The organism is Paramesorhizobium leguminum (genome assembly GCF_003217235.1).
Classification (GTDB): domain Bacteria; phylum Pseudomonadota; class Alphaproteobacteria; order Rhizobiales; family Rhizobiaceae; genus Paramesorhizobium; species Paramesorhizobium leguminum.
The window spans coordinates 256810-273759 of the sequence record NZ_QJTF01000001.1 but is presented as its reverse complement, the minus strand read 5'-3'; the positions used below and the strand labels follow the sequence as shown (position 1 = coordinate 273759).

The window sequence follows — 16950 nt, the reverse complement described above, 5'->3', positions numbered from 1 at the left end:
GCGCAATCAAGTTGGGCATCCCAAAACGAACCACCCCCTCGATGGATTTTTCACCGAGGGGGTGGTTATCTCCAGACCTGTTAAATTAGCCTAGCTCTGGAACATCTTCGCGACGTCCTGCTCGCTCGGTATCTGGCCGTTCTGCGTCAGCTTGTCGACGACGCCGGGCAACGCCTGCGAGAGTTGCGTCAGGAGATCAGGTTCGCTCAGGCCGGATTTCTGCGCCAGATCGCTGACTGTCTGCGGCCCGAGGGCCTGGCCGAGATGCGAAGGATCGATTGGCGCGTTCGGGCCGTTGCCGACCCAGGAACTCACCGCATCGCCATGGCCGGCATTGCTCAGCTTGTTCAGCAGGCCGCTCAGGCCGCCGCCCGAACCGGCAGCTTGCCCGTCCGATGTATCCGAAGAAGAAGCGGAGCTGCCGCCGCTCAACATATGACCGACGAAAAGCGCGCCAAGGGCGAGGATCAAGGGTTTCGCGAGCCCGCCGCCCGGAACCGCCTGGCCCGATGCACCGTCAAATAGTCCCATAGGAATCTCTCCTTAAAATAATTACCCGTCCATATACTTATAGTTATCAATACAACAGTATTTGGCAAGCATGTCTCCTTGCCAAATACGTCACAGTATGAAAATATATTTAATGTTATGCATAGGAGAGGGTTCCAAATGGGCTTTTTAAGCTGGATACTACTTGGTCTTATTGCCGGTTTCATCGGAAGCAAGATCGTGAACAAGAGCGGTCAGGGCATGTTTCTCGACATCGCTCTTGGCATTTTCGGAGCGATTATCGGGGGACTGGTGTTCAGTCTTTTCGGGGCAACAGGTATCACCGGTTTCAACATTTACAGCCTTATCGTTGCAGTGATCGGCTCGGTTGCGGTGCTTTGGATATATCATGCAATCACCGGCCGCAGCAGCATCGGGTAGCGTGATTCTTGACATGGCGTAGACTGCCCTATGCGTTCCAAACGGACGCATGGGGCTTTTTTTTGTCGCGTTCTTTTTTGTTTGTCGGTTTCAGGGGGAGCGGGGACCCGTGCATCTGATCCACTCTTATATTGTCACCTATGGCGCAATTGCGCTCTTCGTCATCATCTACTTCGAATCGCTCGGCGCGCCGCTGCCTGGAGAAAGCGCGCTCATCGCCGGTTCAATCCTGGCGCTGCATGGCGATTTGAATCTCTATCATATGCTGATTGCCGTATTCTGCGGCGCGGTGCTTGGCGACAGCACGGGCTATCTGATCGGCCATTTCGGCGGGGTCAAACTCATTGCCCGCTATGGCTACCTGGTGCGCCTGACGCCCGAACGACTGCAGGAATTTGAGAACATCTTCAAGAAAAAAGGGCCATATATCGTTGCCACCGCGCGGTTCGTGCCCATCTTGCGGCAGTTGAACGGCATTGTCGCCGGCTCGTTGAAGATGCCATGGCCGCATTTTTTCATCGCCAACGCAGCCGGCGCGGCGGCCTGGACATTGCTATGGGGCGCTGGACCCTATTTCTTCAGCGGGTTTTTTCATCCGATTTATGAGAAGATGAGGGAGTAAGCAGTGAGCGATAAGCAGTGAGCTAATTACATTACTGCTTACTGCTTACTGCTTACCGTTTACTGCTCACCGTCCAACGGCTCTACCCCCACCGGCTGTCCATCCCGTCCGAGCCTGATCTTCTCGACCTTGTCTTCAGCCGCCTTCAGCAGCGTGTCGCAATGCTTCTTCAGCGCTTCGCCGCGCTCATAGATGCGGATCGACTGGTCGAGCGGCACATCGCCACGTTCCAGATCCTCCACGATCCGTTCAAGCTGTTCCAGCGCCTGCTCGAAGCTCATCGCGGCGATGTCGGCATTGGCTTTGTCGTCGACCATGATTCACCCTTTCATCAAACGGGTAATATGCGCTGCGGCGGACCCAGACAAGCCCTGAAGATCATAGCCGCCTTCGAGAACGCTGACGAGACGGTTGTTTGCAAACCGCCCTGCCCTGTCCATCAGCTTGCCCGTCGCCCAATCGAAATCGCTTTCGTCGAGATTAAGCTCAGCCAGAGGATCGCGGTGGTGCGCGTCGAAGCCGGCGGAGATGATGATGAGATCAGGCCGGAAATCATCGAGCGCCGGCAGCACCCGGCTGGTGAAAGCCTCGCGGAACTCACGACCACCCCCGCCTGAAGACAGCGGCGCGTTGACGATATTGCCGACGCCGGTCTCGTCCTTTGCTCCAGTGCCGGGATAAAGCGGCATCTGGTGTGTCGAGCAATAGAGCACGGTCGGGTCGGCCTCAAAGATATCCTGCGTACCGTTGCCATGGTGCACGTCCCAATCGACGATGGCGACCCGCTCGGCGCCATGCTTGCGCTGGGCATGGCGGGCGGCGATGGCGGCGTTGTTGAAGAGGCAGAAGCCCATGGCCTTATCGCGCTCGGCGTGGTGGCCGGGCGGGCGCGAGGCGACAAACACATTGTCCGCCTCGCCCTTGAAGACCGTATCGATGGCGGCATTGGCCGCGCCGATGGCGGTCAGCGCCGCGTCCCAGCTCTTCGGACTGACGAAGGTATCTTCATCGATCCGCATTAGTTCCAGCTGTTCGCTTTCCTTGGGGATCGCCGCCTTGATCCGCTCCACGAGGCTTTCGCTATGGGCGTAAAGGATCGTCGCCTCGTCACCCATCGGCGCTTCCACCCGATCGAGACGATAGAACTCCTCGCCTTCGATGGCGCCGTGAAGCGCGCGCAGGCGATCCGGCCGCTCGGGATGACCGGGCGGCGTCAGATGCTCGAGGTAGATGGGGTGCCAGTAGAGCCGGGTTGTCATGGTGGGGATATTAGGGCGCGATGCAGAAAAGTGTAAGGGAATTTTGCGCGATCACCCTCCCTCCCCCCTTGCGGGGAAGGAGACGCCCAGCCCTCACAAAATCTCCGTCTTCACAATCCTGATCCCGAACCCTTCCAGCCCGACATAATGGCGCTCGCGGGAAGCCAGCAGGCGGATGGAGGCGATGCCGAGATCTTTCAGGATTTGCGCGCCAAGGCCGATCTGCCGCCATTCTTCCTCGCGGGCGCGGGCTTCGGCGTGGTCTTCCTTCTCTCCGGGAATCGCGTCGCGGGCGCGGGCATCGCTTTTCTCCTGGCGGACGCCGACGGAGCCTTCGCGCAGATATACGAGCACACCGCGCTTGGCCTCGGCCATGCGCCTCAGGATCGCGTCCACGCTGCACTCACCGCCGAATACATCGGCCAACACGTCCTCGCGCTGGAGGCGGACGGGCACATCCTCGCCATCGCGGATATCGCCGAAGACGATGGCGACGTGCTGCATCGGCTCCCAGGGCAGCTGGTAAGTATAGGCCTTGGCCGGACCGGCGGAGGTTTCGACAGATGTCTCGCTCAGCCGTTCGACCAGCGTTTCCTTGCGCTGGCGATAGGCGATCAAATCGGCGACGGTCACCGTTTGCAGCCCGTGCTGCCCGGCAAAATCGTTTATCTGCGGACCGCGCATGACGGAGCCATCATCGTTGACCAGTTCGCAGATGACCCCGATGGGCGGCAGGCTGGCAAGCTTGCAGAGATCGACCGCTGCCTCGGTATGCCCCGAACGCATCAGCACGCCGCCCTCGCGGGCAACGAGCGGAAAAATATGGCCGGGGCGGGTGAAATCGGACGCGCCGGCGTTGGGATTGGCGAGGTTACGCACTGTCAGCGTGCGATCGTCGGCGGAGATGCCGGTCGTGGTGCCATGCTTGTAATCAACTGTAACGGTGAAGGCAGTGGTATGCGCGGAGTCGTTTTCCGCCACCATAGGCGCCAGATTGAGACGTTTGGCCTCTTCGCGCGGCATGGGCGCGCAGACGATGCCGGACGTATGGCGGACGATGAAGGCCATCTTTTCCGGCGTGCAATGCACCGCCGCGACGATCAGATCGCCCTCGTTCTCACGCCCATCGTCATCCGTGACGACCACGATCTCGCCGCGTTCGAAAGCGCGGATCGCGTCCACGACTCGTTTTTGATCGAAGGCCATGTGGGTACCTTGTAGTGAATGGTGAATGGGAAAATGGTGACGAGTGAAACGGGCAGAGTGAATAGCGAATGTTCCATTCACTATTCACCATTCACCCCTTCCCCGTCTGGCCGCGATGTCTCAGATAATGATCGGCGATGGCGCAGGCGACCATCGCCTCGCCGATGGGAACGGCGCGGATGCCGACGCAGGGGTCATGCCGCCCCTTGGTCATGATATCCACTTCCTTGCCATCGGCATCGATGCTTTTGCGCGGCGTCAGGATCGATGAGGTCGGCTTGACGGCGAAACGGGCGACGACAGGCGCGCCCGTGGCGATGCCGCCAAGGATGCCGCCCGCATGGTTGGAGAGGAACACTGGCTTGCCGTCTGGTCCCATGCGCATCTCGTCGGCGTTTTCCTCGCCGGTCAGGCGCGCGGCCTCGAAGCCATTGCCGATTTCCACGCCCTTCACGGCATTGATCGACATCAGATAGCTGGCGATATCCTGGTCGAGCTTGGCGTAAATCGGCGCGCCAAGGCCGGCCGGAACGCCCTCCGCGACGATCTCGATGATCGCGCCCACGGACGAGCCCGCCTTGCGCAGGCCGTCGAGATAGGTGGCGAAGGTTTCGACCGAACCGGCATCGGGCGTGAAGAACGGGTTGTTGTCCACCTCATTCCAGTCCCAGCGCGAACGGTCGATATCGTGGATGCCCATGGCGACGAGCGCGCCGCGCACTTCGAGACCCGGCACGACCTTGCGGGCGATGGCCCCTGCGGCGACTCGCGCCGCCGTCTCACGCGCCGACGAGCGGCCGCCGCCGCGATAATCGCGGATGCCGTATTTGACGTCATAGGTATAATCGGCATGGCCGGGGCGATATTGGCGGGCGATCTCGCCATAATCCTTGGAGCGCTGATCGGTGTTCTCGATCATCATCGAAATCGGCGTGCCGGTGGAAACCATGGTCACGCCATCATCTTCCAGCAGCACGCCGGAGAGAACCCGCACCTGATCGGCCTCGCGGCGCTGGGTGGTGTATTTGGATTGGCCGGGCTTGCGCTTGTCGAGATAGGACTGAATCTCCGCCTCGCTGAAGCGGATGCCGGGCGGGCAGCCATCGATGACGCAGCCCAGCGCGATGCCATGGCTTTCGCCCCAGGTGGTAACGCGAAACAGATGGCCGAACGTATTGTGAGACATGGCAAAACCCTTCGGGCAAAGAGAACCGGGTTTTATTGGGGTTTTGGCCGCCGGTCAAATCCGTGCCGCGTCCGTTCGAGGAAATTCCTTGGTATAAAGCAATTTCCATATTTCTTTTGACATATTCCGCTGACTATTCTTCACTGGAGTCTGTGAATCCTTATCAGGGGAAGACCGTCATGCGCATTCTCATTACCCTGTTCTTCATTCTTTCCACTCTCTTTTCATCCGTCGTCATGGCCGATGACGTCCAGGGCAAGATCACCCGCATCGACGAAGAAAACAACACGATCACGCTCGATGACGATGAAATCTATAAGCTGCCGGGCGAATTCGACTATAGCGCCATCAACGAAGGCATGAAGGTCGCAGTTTCATTCGATGTGGTGGACAAGGACAAGTTCATCACTGATATCGAAGAGGCGGATTAGGCTATCAAAGGCTCAAACTACATGGTCCGAATCGCGATCAATTGAAGCCGCCCATCCGCCGGCCGATGCCTTCCGCGAGCAGAGTGGTCACGAGCATATTGAGTGACACACCTTCACGCTCGGCTCTGCGAGCCAGCGCGGCATGAAGCGATTTCGGAACACGTTGACGCCATTGCCCGCCGTAGACCTCACCGCTTGCAGGAATGGGGCGACCGAGTTCCTGCAAGGTGTCCAGATAGGATTTCAAGGCATCCACGCCTTCTTTCATAGCCTCTTCCGGGGTCTCCCCGTCCGCTATGCAGCCAGGATATTCAGGAAATTCAATAAGGTAGCCTCCCCCTTCCTCTTCCGAGAGAGGGCGCATTTCAAAGCGGGGCAACGACATTTCAATCGCCATCGTCTTCTCCTATGCGGTCGATGTCTTTCCTGCTGGCCAGTATTTTCAGAGCCTGTCAGACCTCAATGAAACGCCGATAAGTGATGGCGCATAGTTCTGCCGTCATTCTCGGGCTTGTCCCGAGAATCTGCCATAAGAAAACGATAAGCGATTACCGTCCTGACAGATTAGGCCACGGTAGATTCTCGGGACAAGCCCGAGAATGACGGCGTGCACTGTAAAGGTTCAATGATACCTAGGGCGCGCAGTGGGCAAAACGAAATGAAGTGTTTCAGAGCCAGGTCAGCCGGCCATTCTCAAGCCGCAGCAATTGGTCCTGCGGGATGGATAGATTGGCTGCCTCGTGGCCGGGCATCTTCTCGATGAGATAGAACAGCGTGCGGATGCAGCCGCCATGGGTGACGCAGACCGTCGGCTGTTTCACATGTTTCAGCCAGTCTCCCACGCGGTCCGCCAGCATCATGTAGCTTTCCGCCGTCTCGCCGGGCGGCACGAAATTCCACTTGTCGCGGGCGCGCGCCTCGACGAGGTCGCGGCGCTCCTGAGCGATATCGTCGAGCATGTAGCCCTGCCAATCGCCGAAATTGACTTCCATCAGCTCGGGATCGGTGCGGTAGTCGTAGGGGTCGAGGCCCATCCGGGCGCGGATGCGCTCCATGGTTTCGCGCGTCCGCCTCAGCGGACTGGCGACGAAATCGAAGCCTGCCCCCTTGCCGATCAGCGATTTCAGCTTGTCGCCATTGCGGTCCGCCTGGGCGCGGCCATTGGCGTTGATATCGATATCGATCTGCCCCTGGATGCGCTGCGACACGTTCCAGTCCGTCTCGCCGTGACGCGAGAAATAGATAAGTTTCCCTGCCACCGCGCGAGCTCCGCTATTCCTTGACCACGGATATATCCGGCGCATCGACGGCTTTCATGCCGACGACGTGATAACCGGAGTCCGCATGATGCACCTCGCCCGTCACCGAACGCGACAGATCGGAGAGGAAATAGAGGCCGACATCGCCCACTTCCTCGATCGTCACCGTGCGGCGTAGCGGCGCGTTATATTCGTTCCACTTCAGGATATAGCGGAAATCGCCGATGCCGGAGGCCGCCAAAGTCTTGATCGGCCCGGCGGAAATGGCGTTGACGCGGATGTTCTGGGGCCCGAGATCAACGGCGAGATATTTGACGCTCGCCTCAAGCGCAGCCTTTGCAACGCCCATGACGTTATAGTTAGGCATCACCTTCTCGGCGCCGTAATAGGTCAGCGTCAGGATCGAGCCGCCACCGGCCATCAGCTTTTCGGCGCGCTTGGCGATGGCCGTCAGCGAATAGACCGAGATCAGCATCGTCTTGCAGAAATTGGCTTCCGACGTATCGACATAGCGCCCGGTCAGTTCCTCCTTGTCGGAGAAGCCGATGGCATGGACGACGAAATCCAGCTTACCCCACTCTTTCTCGAGCGCGTCGAAGACGGCGTCGATGGTGGCGGCGTCAGAGACGTCGCAATGGCCACAGACGAAAGCGCCCAGTTCCTCGGCCAGCGGCTCTACGCGCTTCTTCAGCGCATCGCCCTGATAGGTGAACGCAAGCTCCGCGCCTGCGTCATGCGCAGCCTTGGCGATGCCCCACGCGATGGAGCGATTGTTCGCGACACCGAGGATCAGGCCGCGTTTTCCCTGCAACAAACCAGATTTGGCGGTCATTATTTTACCCGACCCTCGTCAAAATTGTTCTGAAGCGACATAAGCGCCCTATCGCACAGGCTTGAACAGGCTTCAAGCGGAGCGAGCAAAAAAGCCGGATTTATCAGAAACTTGATATATCTATTTGTAACTTGGGCTCTAAATTTGGAGGTCGCATGATCTTATCCGAAAAGTCTACAACTTTTCGGGACCATGCTCATGCCGCCCGCTGCTTCTCCATCAAGGCCTCCAGTTCCGGATCGCCGCCCTCGGGAAGCATCACGCGGACATGCACGAAGAGATCGGCGCGCTCACCCGCTTTCACCGGCAGGCCCTTACCCTTCAACCGCAGGACGCGGTCGGAGCTTGACCATGCCGGAACCTTGACCGCCACCCTGCCATCCAGCGTTTCCACCTCGATGCGGGCGCCCAGCACCGCATCGGCAAGCGAAACCGGCAGATCGAGGTGCAGATCGCGGCCTTTCAGCTCGAAGCGCGGGTGATTCCGGATATGAATCGTCACCATTGCGTCGCCCGGCGTTCCGCCAGGCATCGCGTCGCCCTGCCCTTTCAGGCGGATTGTCTGGCCGTCCTCGACATATTTCGGCAGCTTGATCGCCAGCCGTTTGCCATTGGGGAAGACCGCCTCGACCTTTTCCGCGCCGACCGCCTGCTCAAGCGAGATTTCGATGGAGGCCATGAGATCGGCGCCCTTGGCCGGGCGCGCGCGGGCTCTGGCACCACCAGCGCCGCCGCCAAAAAGATCGTTCAGGATGTCTTCCGCCCCGGCAAACCCGCCCTGGCTGAAGCTTCCGCCCGGCCCGGTACGGAACTCGAAACCGCGACCGCCAGCCCGGCGCGCGTAATCGGCAAAGGGATCGCCCGTACCGCCTGCGCCGCCCGGATGGAACCCCTGCGGATTGAACCCCGCAAACGCGGGCTTGCCTTCCGCATCGATCTCACCGCGGTCGAACTGCGCCCGGCGCTCCTTGTCGCCCACTATGTCATAGGCCTGGCTCGCCTCGGCGAAGCGTTCCTTCGCCTTGGGATCATCCGGGTTCTGGTCGGGATGAAACTTCTTGGCGAGCTTGCGGTATGCCGATTTTATCTCTTCGGGCTTCGCCGTCTTGGCGACGCCCAGCACGCTATAGGGATCGCGCATCATGTTCCTCTTTGCCGAAGAAAACAGCCGGAAAACTCAAAAATCGTCTCTCATATGCGTATTTTCCGGCGGAACTTCCAGATTTGCCGTGGAGAATCCGCTGCTTAGAGTTACTTTGACTGACGCAGCGCCAAGCGCCCTCGCCCTTCGAGGCTTCGTTTCGCTTTGCTTCACTACGCACCTCAGGATGAGGGCTACTGAAACGCCGGCGCTCTTCCATCCTCATGGTGAGGTGCGAGCGTAGCGAGCCTCGAACCACGAGGATGGAGGGAGGATAGTTCGCCACCGTTTCCAACTCAAAGCGGCGCGAATGATTTCAACATCCATGCGCCGTCCTTCTCCAAGCAGGTTTCGCCGCGATAGAGCGAGACGCCGTCAAAAGCCTCGCGCGAGGTCTGGAAGCGGCGGCAGAGCCCGGTATCCGTCTTGCTCTCCGCCACGGTTGTGATGGTGCCCTGGCTGCCCGTCTCCGGGTTGGCCCAGGGAATCGGCGTTTCGCCCCATTTGCGGAAGTCGAGCGCGGAAATGACATTGCGGACAGTCGCCTGATCGGACAGCTTGCCCTTGTCGGGCTCGCCCTGTTGCGCGGCTGAAACGGACCCGGTAATGGTCGCATCGTCGGGAACTGCATCCTCGATACTGAAACCCTTCATGGCACAACCGCTCAGGGCACCAAGCATCAACACCGCTGACAGGCGGATGGCTGAGAACTGTCGGGCGGTGCGCGCATTTTTAGATGCCAATGCCTTTCCCTTTTGCTTGAGCACGGTCCAAAAAAGTTGCAGACTTTTTGGATAAGGTCATGCTGAAATTTGCTGACGAGGCGGAACTATGAGCGATATCGAGTTAACAAGCAGTGACTTTACGCAGGCGCAAGAGCCGTTTCAACTCTTCGCCGAGTGGCTTTCGGACGCGGCGAAATCAGAACCGAACGATGCAAACGCTCTAGCGCTCGCGACGGTCGATGAAAACGGCATGCCCAACGCCAGAATGGTGCTTTTGAAGGACTTTGACGAGCGCGGGTTTACCTTTTACACAAATTATGAAAGCCAGAAAGGGCGCGAGATACTGGCTTCGCAAAAGGCCGCCATGTGCTTCCACTGGAAATCGCTGCGCAGGCAGGTGCGGATACGTGGGCCGGTGGAGCAGGTGAGCGATTCGGAGGCCGATGCCTACTACGCCTCGCGCCCGCGCGGCAGCCGCATCGGCGCCTGGGCCTCGAAGCAATCGCGCCCGCTGGAAGGCCGCTTTGCGCTGGAAAAGGCCGTCGCCGAATATACGGCGCGCCATGCCATCGGCGAGATTCCTCGCCCGCCGCATTGGTCCGGCTTCCGGCTACGCCCCGTCTCGATCGAGTTCTGGCATGACCGTCCTTTTCGGCTGCACGATCGGGTGGTGTTTACGCGGGAGACGTCCGAGGGGGGGTGGGAGAAGGCGCGGCTTTATCCGTGAGGCAGTGAGCAGTGAGCAGTGAGCAGTGAGCAGTTTCCCACACTATCTCACTGTTCACTATCTCACTGTTCACTATCTCACTGTTCACTATCTCACTGTTCACTATCTCACTGTTCACTAAACCACTGGCTTCAATGCCACCCATAACGTCCCGAGCACCAGCCCCAGGAAAATCAGCCAGCCGACCATATTGTTCGACTTGAACAGCCGGAGGCATTCGGACGGATTGTCGATATCGAGTGTGGCGATCTGGCGATACATATGCGCGCCGGCGGCGAGCAGGCCGGCGATTGCCGGGAACGGCACATCCGCCGTGGCGAAGGCGGCGAGGAATAGCCCCAGCGCGCCGCCATAAAGCACGAGCAGCGCTTCCTTCGTCCGGGTGCCAAACAGGCGGGCGGTGGAGCGGACGCCGACCAGCGCGTCGTCCTCCTTGTCCTGATGCGCGTAAATCGTGTCGTAGCCGATAGTCCAGAGGATCGCGCCGGCGTAAAGCAGGAGCGGCGGGAGGGCCAAGCTTCCCTTGTCGGCGGCCCAGCCCATGAGCGCGCCCCAGGAGAAAGCGAGTCCCAGCACCAGTTGCGGCCAGTTGGTGATCCGCTTCATGAAGGGATAGGCCGCGACGATCAGGAGCGAACTGACGCCAAGCACAATTGTGAACAGGTTGAACTGCAGGAGCACGGCGAGGCCGATAAGCGCCTGCAGGACGAGGAATATCTTTGCCTGGCGGCGCGTCACCTGCCCTGACGGCAGCGGGCGCGAGCGGGTGCGGGCCACCTTGTCGTCGATCTCCTGATCGATGAGGTCATTATAGGTGCAGCCCGCGCCGCGCATGGCGATTGCGCCGATGAGGAACAGGACGAGATGCCATGGCGAAGGGATGAGCGACCAGTCGCTTACCCCAGGCCTGGTGGCTCCCGCCGCCGCGACCAGCGCGACCGACCACCAGCAGGGCCAGAGCAGCAATTGCCAGCCGATCGGCCTGTCCCATCGCGCCAGCTGCGCATAGGGCCACAGCCTTTGCGGCAATGCGCGGTAGACCCAATGGCCGGAGGGCGCATCCATGACGCGGCCTTGTGCATTGCGCGACTGAATCGTTCCGTGTAGTTCGTCCTGCGCCATGACGGTTCCTTCAATTTCGACCATTTCCTATTCTTCTAACGTAGATGGAGCAAGGCCCATGAAAGTCCTGTTGATCGGTTCAGGCGGACGCGAGCACGCGCTGGCATGGAAAATCGCGGCCTCTCCGGTTCTGGAACAACTCTATTGCGCGCCGGGCAATCCGGGCATTGCCGAGGTCGCGACCTGCGTTGCGCTCGATGTTGCCGATCATGCTGATGTCATCGCCTTCTGCAAGGAAAATGCCATCGATCTCGTCGTCGTCGGCCCGGAAGCGCCGCTCGTTGCCGGCATTGCCGACGATCTGCGGGCGGCTGGCATCAAGGTGTTCGGCCCTTCCAAGGCGGCGGCGCAGCTTGAGGGCTCCAAGGGCTTCACCAAGGATCTCTGCGCCCGCTTCGACATCCCGACCGGGGCCTATGGCCGCTTCAACAATGCGCCGAAGGCGAAAGCCTATATCCGCGAGCAAGGCGCGCCCATCGTCGTCAAGGCGGATGGGCTTGCCGCAGGCAAGGGCGTGGTGGTCGCCATGACGCTGGACGAGGCGCTCGATGCGGTCGATGCCTGCTTCGAGGGCGCGTTCGGTTCCGCCGGGGCGGAGGTGGTGGTCGAGGAATATCTCGACGGCGAGGAAGCAAGCTTCTTCTGCATCTGCGACGGCAAGACGGCGCTGCCCTTCGGCACCGCGCAGGACCACAAGCGCGTGGGCGACGGCGATACCGGCGCCAATACCGGCGGCATGGGCGCCTATTCGCCCGCGCCCGTGATGACGCCGGAAATGGTGGATCGCACCATGCGCGAGCTGATCGAACCGACCATGCGCGGCATGGCGGAAATCGGCGCGCCTTTCTCCGGCGTCCTCTTCGCCGGGCTGATGATCACGAAGGATGGCCCGAAGCTCATCGAATACAACACCCGTTTCGGCGATCCGGAATGCCAGGTGCTGATGACGCGGCTGAAGGACGACCTGCTGCTCCTGCTCAACGCCGCCGCCGATGGGATGCTCGACCAGATCTCGATCCGCTGGAGCGATGATCCCGCGCTGACCGTGGTGATGGCGGCGAAGGGCTATCCGGCCTCGCCGGAAAAAGGCAGCGTGATCAAGGGGCTGGATGAGGCTTTGAGCCTGCCCGATGTGCAGGTTTTCCATGCAGGCACGGCGATGAAGGACGGCGAACTCGTCGCCAATGGCGGTCGTGTGCTCAATGTCACCGCTACGGGCAAGACGGTGGCGGAAGCGCAGGCCAAGGCATATGCCGGCGTTAACGCCATCGATTGGCCCGGCGGCTTCTGCCGGTCAGATATCGGCTGGCGGGCGGTGGAGCGGGAGAAGGCGGACAGCTGACGCTTAGATTTTGTCAGAACAGCCTCGCTCTGGCCGTCATTCTCGGGCTTGTCCCGAGAATCTACCGAGGGTTGATCAGTCAGGACGGTAATCGCTTATCTTTTTCTTATGGTAGATTCTCGGGACAAGCCCGAGAATGACGATAGGACAATTGACGTTTACGTAATGAGCCGATAGCTCTTTTCCTGGAACGACCGGAGGAGAATTCATGTATCGCGCGCCCATCAAGGATATTGCCCATACGCTGAAGCAGGTTGCCGGGCTGGACGAAGCGCTTGAGGAAAAGCGCTTTGGCGAGCTTTCCGCCGATCTTGTCGATGCCATTCTGGAGGAGGCGGCGAAATTTGCCGGTGAGCGGATCGCGCCCCTGGCTGAAACCGGCGACAAGCATGGCACGAAGCTGCAGGATGGCGTCGTCACCACCGCGCCGGGCTGGAAGGAACTCTACACCGACTGGGCCGCGGGCGGCTGGAATGCGCTGACGGGCGATGAGGCCTATGGCGGCCAGGGGCTGCCGGCGATGCTTTCCGTCGCCGTATCGGAGATGTGGAACGCCGGTTCCGTCGCCTTCGCGCTGGCGCCGACGCTCACAATGGGCGCGGTCGAAGCGCTGGAAAAACATGCTTCCGATGAGTTGAAGGCGCTTTACCTGCCAAAGCTCATCTCCGGTGAGTGGACCGGCACGATGAATTTGACGGAGCCGCAAGCGGGCTCCGATCTTGGCGCACTCAAGGCGCGCGCGACGCGCAATGGCGACGACACATACAGCCTCTTCGGCCAGAAGATTTTCATCACCTATGGCGAGCACGACATGACGGACAATATCGTCCATCTGGTGCTGGCAAGGCTGCCCGACGCGCCCGCGGGGACAAAGGGCATATCGCTGTTTCTCGTACCGAAGTTCCTGGTAAATCCCGATGGCTCGCTTGGACCGCGCAATGAGGTGTTCTGCGCCGGCATCGAGCACAAGCTCGGCATTCACGCCTCCCCCACCTGCACCATGATCTATGGCGACGGCACATCCGGCGAAGGCGCGAAGGGCTGGCTGGTGGGCGAGGAAAATCACGGCCTCGCCTGCATGTTCACGATGATGAACAATGCCCGGCTGCTTGTCGGCATCCAGGGCGTGGCGGTGGCGGAAGCGGCCTACCAGAAGGCGCTGGCGTTTGCCCGCGAACGGCGGCAGGGCCGCGCGCCAGGGGCTAAGGCCGGCGGCGAGATGAGCCCGATCATCGAGCACCCCGATATCCAGCGCACGCTGCTGACCATGAAGGGGCTGACGCAAGGCGCGCGGGCCATCGCCTATGCCTGCGCCCATGCGCTGGACATGGCGCGCGTGAGCGAAGGCGACGAGGCCCGTCATTGGGCCGACCGCGCCAGCCTGTTGACCCCGGTGGCGAAGGCTTTCGGCACGGATGTCGGAATGGAGGCCGCTTCGCTCGGCATTCAGGTGCATGGCGGCATGGGCTTTATCGAGGAGACCGGCGCGGCGCGGCTCTGGCGTGACGTGCGCATCACGCCGATCTATGAAGGCACCAACGGCATTCAGGCGATCGATCTGGTGCAGCGGAAGCTGCCGCTTGGCAATGGCGAGCATGTGAAGGGCTATATCGCGGAACTCGTCGCCATTGCCTATCAGGCGGCAGCGAGCAATCGCCCGGAACTGGGCGAAACCGCCAAGTGCCTTTCGGCAGCGCTTGCCGATCTCGAAGAGGCGACGCTGTACCTGCAAAAGGCCTTGGCCGAAGGGCAACTTGCCGAAGCGCTTTGCGGCGCGACGCCTTATCTGAGGCTTTTCGGACTTGCCGCCGGGGGCGCTTATCTTGCCAAGGGCGCGCTTGCCGACGGTGATGCCGCGCGTTCCGCGATTTGCCGTTTCTATGCGGAAAATCTCCTGAACGAAACGACGGCGTTGAAACATCGCGTCATGCATGGTGCTGAGAGCCTCATGGCCGCCGGTGCGGCATTGCAGGATTGAACTCCTCCCTCCCCCTTGCGGGGAGGGTGGCCCGAAGGGTCGGGTGGGGGTGGAGACGTCTGTGTTACGATCTTTGTTGTAAGCGCGCACGTCACCACCCCCATCCGCCCGCTAACGCGGGCGTTCGTCGCTGGAAAAGCCAAATCGTTGGCTTTTCCTCGGCCTGCGGCCGAACGCTCCTCAACCCCGCAAGGGGGAAGGAGGGCGCAATAGCCGGAATCGACGCATTAAGGAGTGAACTCGAGTGTCCGAACACATCATCATCGAACGCATCAAATCGGTACAGGTCATTCGCATTGCGCGTCCCGAAAAAAAGAATGCACTCACCCGCGCCATGTATGCGGCGATGGCCGAGGCGCTACGCACGGGTGACTCCGATGAGACTATTCGGGTGCATGTTTTTCTAGGTCAGCCCGGCGCATTTTGCGCCGGCAACGACATGCAGGATTTCATGGTGGCGGCGAGCGGCGGCTCGCTTGGAGCCGAAATTCTGGATTTTCTCCATGCGCTATCAACCGCGAAGAAGCCGGTCGTCTCCGGCGTGGACGGCCTCGCCATCGGCATCGGCACCACGATGCATCTTCATTGCGACCTGACCTTCGCCACGCCGCAATCCCTGTTTCGCACGCCTTTTGTCGATCTGGGGCTCGTTCCGGAGGCCGGGTCGAGCCTCCTCGCGCCCCGCTTGATGGGTCACCAGAAGGCCTTCGCGCTGCTGGCGCTGGGGGAAGGGTTTTCGGCAGATGCTGCCAAAGAGGCAGGGATCGTTTACCGCATCGTCGAGCCGGCGGAACTGGAATCCGCCGTGCTGGAAGCGGCGCAAGCCATCGCCGCCCGCCCGCCGGAGGCAATGCAAATCACCAAGGCGCTACTGCGCGGCCCAGATGAGCCGGTCAGCGAGCGCATCGCGCGGGAGGCAAAACATTTCGGTGAACGTCTCACCTCGCAGGAAGCCCGCGAGGCGGTGATGGCATTTTTGACGAAGGGCAAGGCAGTAAGGCAATAGGGCAGTAGGGCAGTATGTTAAAAAGAACACATATTGCCCTACTCACTTACTGCCCTACTGCCCTAATCTTACCTCCGCGCAATAATCTCCGCGCCTGAGATCACCAGCCGGACACCCAGCGTCCCGGTCTTGCGGCGCGCCAGGAAGCGCGGGCGGCGGCGGCGGGGTTCCTGGCCCTGGCGGCGCGGCTGGGGCGTGGAGACGCCGACAGGGCCAGTGCTTTCGTCCAGCGGACGGGCGACGCCGTCTTCCTCCACCAGCATCATCGGCAGGTTGAAAGCCGCGGACCAGGCGCGCCAGTCGGCGGCCACATCGTCGAGATCATGCGCAACGAGCAGCGGAACAGAAAGCTGCGGGTCCGTGTGCATCAGTTCCAGCGTCACGGTGATCTCGCCAAATTCATCCTCCACCGCGCGGGCCGTGACGCCCTGGAAGGCGCGGGCGGGCAGCGCGATGGACATTGGTATCCCGCTTTCCGGCAAGATGCGCCGGATCACCGCGCCACGCTCGTTGATGGTGAAGGTGATGTCACCCTCCTCATCGCGCGTGGCATAGGTCACCACCTGCGGAAAATGAAATGGATCCAGCCGCAATTCGCGGCCCGCCCATACTGGCTTAAGCCCTTGGTTCATCATGTTCTAGACGCCTCTGTCTCTCCTGAGAGCCGGTATTCCGGTCTCCCTGCCGTTCAGGAGCCGGTGTTCCGGTCTCCCGTCTTTTTCGGGCCGTTTCCGGCCTCGTTGGAGATGACAATAGGCCCGCTTTATTACCGTCGAGCTTAATTAGTTAGGTTAAATTTTCCTGATTTGGCAGATGGTTAGCAGAGTGGAACTATTGGGGTAAGGTTTTGGAAAGAAACTGCTTAACACTTTTATTAAACTTGCTCTAATGTCACGAAATCGAGAGCGGAAGCAGCATGCGTCAGGAGCCAGCCCTGACGCGCTGGCGAAGATGGGCTGCGCCAGCGCAGGCGAGCGCCTCGCCTTCGAACGGAGTGAAAATGATGAGCATAGCCATCAGGATCACGCTGACGATAAAGAAAACCCGCACGGGCTGGCAAGCTATCGTGCGGGTCCAATTCTTTATCTAGCGAAACGAACCGGGGGAGAAATCTCCCGGTTCACTCTGGTAATTTACTACGAGCCATGCGTAATTTCAAGATCAGCCTACGCACCACGCGTCGT

General features: G+C 60.4%; 20 protein-coding genes. 8 read left to right on the top strand and 12 right to left on the bottom strand.

Features of this window, described 5'->3' with window-relative positions; all coding sequences use genetic code 11:
* Positions 1-90 precede the first annotated feature (90 nt).
* Positions 91-531, bottom strand: coding sequence for a YidB family protein (locus C7477_RS01385; protein WP_110747994.1), 441 nt, complete (start codon positions 529-531; stop codon positions 91-93).
* Positions 532-669: 138 nt separating this feature from the next.
* On the opposite strand from C7477_RS01385, the gene C7477_RS01380 reads away from it, so the two are divergent.
* Both C7477_RS01380 and C7477_RS01375 read left to right on the top strand, forming a co-directional pair.
* A complete protein-coding gene (locus C7477_RS01380) occupies positions 670-930 on the top strand; it encodes a GlsB/YeaQ/YmgE family stress response membrane protein (RefSeq protein WP_110747991.1) in 261 nt (86 codons plus the stop codon).
* Between the two features lie 109 nt (positions 931-1039).
* Positions 1040-1552, top strand: coding sequence for a DedA family protein (locus C7477_RS01375; RefSeq protein WP_181418308.1), 513 nt, complete (start codon positions 1040-1042; stop codon positions 1550-1552).
* Positions 1553-1611: 59 nt separating this feature from the next.
* Here the strand turns inward: C7477_RS01375 and C7477_RS01370 are convergent, their stop codons facing one another.
* The 4 genes from C7477_RS01370 to aroC form a co-directional block, all read right to left on the bottom strand.
* Complete coding sequence (locus C7477_RS01370) at positions 1612-1869, bottom strand: exodeoxyribonuclease VII small subunit (RefSeq protein WP_110747983.1); 258 nt, start codon at positions 1867-1869, stop codon at positions 1612-1614.
* A gap of 3 nt (positions 1870-1872) precedes the next feature.
* A complete protein-coding gene (locus C7477_RS01365) occupies positions 1873-2811 on the bottom strand; it encodes a histone deacetylase family protein (RefSeq protein ID WP_110747981.1) in 939 nt (312 codons plus the stop codon).
* Positions 2812-2904: 93 nt separating this feature from the next.
* The gene (gene ribB / locus C7477_RS01360) at positions 2905-4017 is read right to left on the bottom strand and encodes a 3,4-dihydroxy-2-butanone-4-phosphate synthase (RefSeq protein WP_110747978.1); all 1113 of its coding nucleotides are present in this window, start codon (positions 4015-4017) and stop codon (positions 2905-2907) included.
* A 91-nt stretch (positions 4018-4108) separates the two neighbouring features.
* The gene (aroC, locus tag C7477_RS01355; RefSeq protein WP_110747975.1) at positions 4109-5203 is read right to left on the bottom strand and encodes a chorismate synthase; all 1095 of its coding nucleotides are present in this window, start codon (positions 5201-5203) and stop codon (positions 4109-4111) included.
* Positions 5204-5382: 179 nt separating this feature from the next.
* Here aroC and C7477_RS01350 point away from each other — a divergent pair, with 179 nt between their 5' ends.
* Complete coding sequence (locus C7477_RS01350; protein WP_110748143.1) at positions 5383-5634, top strand: DUF1344 domain-containing protein; 252 nt, start codon at positions 5383-5385, stop codon at positions 5632-5634.
* 37 nt (positions 5635-5671) lie between these two features.
* Here the strand turns inward: C7477_RS01350 and C7477_RS01345 are convergent, their stop codons facing one another.
* The 5 genes from C7477_RS01345 to C7477_RS01325 form a co-directional block, all read right to left on the bottom strand.
* Positions 5672-6031, bottom strand: a complete 360-nt coding sequence (locus C7477_RS01345; protein ID WP_210206120.1) for a toxin-antitoxin system HicB family antitoxin — start codon at positions 6029-6031, stop codon at positions 5672-5674.
* Positions 6032-6302: 271 nt separating this feature from the next.
* Positions 6303-6893, bottom strand: coding sequence for a histidine phosphatase family protein (locus C7477_RS01340; RefSeq protein WP_110747971.1), 591 nt, complete (start codon positions 6891-6893; stop codon positions 6303-6305).
* 13 nt (positions 6894-6906) lie between these two features.
* Positions 6907-7725, bottom strand: coding sequence for an enoyl-ACP reductase FabI (gene fabI, locus C7477_RS01335; RefSeq protein ID WP_110747968.1), 819 nt, complete (start codon positions 7723-7725; stop codon positions 6907-6909).
* 196 nt (positions 7726-7921) lie between these two features.
* Complete coding sequence (locus C7477_RS01330) at positions 7922-8866, bottom strand: DnaJ C-terminal domain-containing protein (protein ID WP_110748138.1); 945 nt, start codon at positions 8864-8866, stop codon at positions 7922-7924.
* Positions 8867-9162: 296 nt separating this feature from the next.
* Entirely contained in the window at positions 9163-9519 is a 357-nt protein-coding gene (locus tag C7477_RS01325) for an RT0821/Lpp0805 family surface protein (protein WP_110747965.1), read from the bottom strand.
* Between the two features lie 178 nt (positions 9520-9697).
* Between C7477_RS01325 and pdxH the strand changes: the two genes are divergently transcribed.
* Positions 9698-10318 (top strand): pyridoxamine 5'-phosphate oxidase, encoded by a 621-nt coding sequence (pdxH, locus tag C7477_RS01320; RefSeq protein ID WP_110747963.1) that lies wholly within the window; start codon positions 9698-9700, stop codon positions 10316-10318.
* Positions 10319-10336: 18 nt separating this feature from the next.
* Complete coding sequence (locus tag C7477_RS19460) at positions 10337-10465, top strand: pentapeptide repeat-containing protein (protein WP_110747959.1); 129 nt, start codon at positions 10337-10339, stop codon at positions 10463-10465.
* On the opposite strand, the gene ubiA is transcribed toward C7477_RS19460, so the two are convergent.
* A complete protein-coding gene (gene ubiA / locus C7477_RS01310; RefSeq protein WP_110748135.1) occupies positions 10436-11440 on the bottom strand; it encodes a 4-hydroxybenzoate octaprenyltransferase in 1005 nt (334 codons plus the stop codon). The two genes, C7477_RS19460 and ubiA, sit on opposite strands and share 30 nt — an antisense overlap.
* 58 nt (positions 11441-11498) lie before the next feature.
* On the opposite strand from ubiA, the gene purD reads away from it, so the two are divergent.
* The 3 genes from purD (at position 11499) to C7477_RS01295 (ending at position 15766) form a co-directional block, all read left to right on the top strand.
* Positions 11499-12782 (top strand): phosphoribosylamine--glycine ligase, encoded by a 1284-nt coding sequence (purD, locus tag C7477_RS01305; RefSeq protein ID WP_110747956.1) that lies wholly within the window; start codon positions 11499-11501, stop codon positions 12780-12782.
* A 208-nt stretch (positions 12783-12990) separates the two neighbouring features.
* Positions 12991-14760, top strand: a complete 1770-nt coding sequence (locus tag C7477_RS01300; RefSeq protein WP_110747952.1) for an acyl-CoA dehydrogenase family protein — start codon at positions 12991-12993, stop codon at positions 14758-14760.
* Between the two features lie 244 nt (positions 14761-15004).
* Positions 15005-15766 (top strand): crotonase/enoyl-CoA hydratase family protein, encoded by a 762-nt coding sequence (locus tag C7477_RS01295; protein WP_210206119.1) that lies wholly within the window; start codon positions 15005-15007, stop codon positions 15764-15766.
* 68 nt (positions 15767-15834) lie between these two features.
* Here C7477_RS01295 and C7477_RS01290 read toward each other — a convergent pair whose 3' ends face one another.
* A complete protein-coding gene (locus tag C7477_RS01290) occupies positions 15835-16401 on the bottom strand; it encodes a DUF6101 family protein (RefSeq protein ID WP_110747949.1) in 567 nt (188 codons plus the stop codon).
* Positions 16402-16950 lie beyond the last annotated feature (549 nt).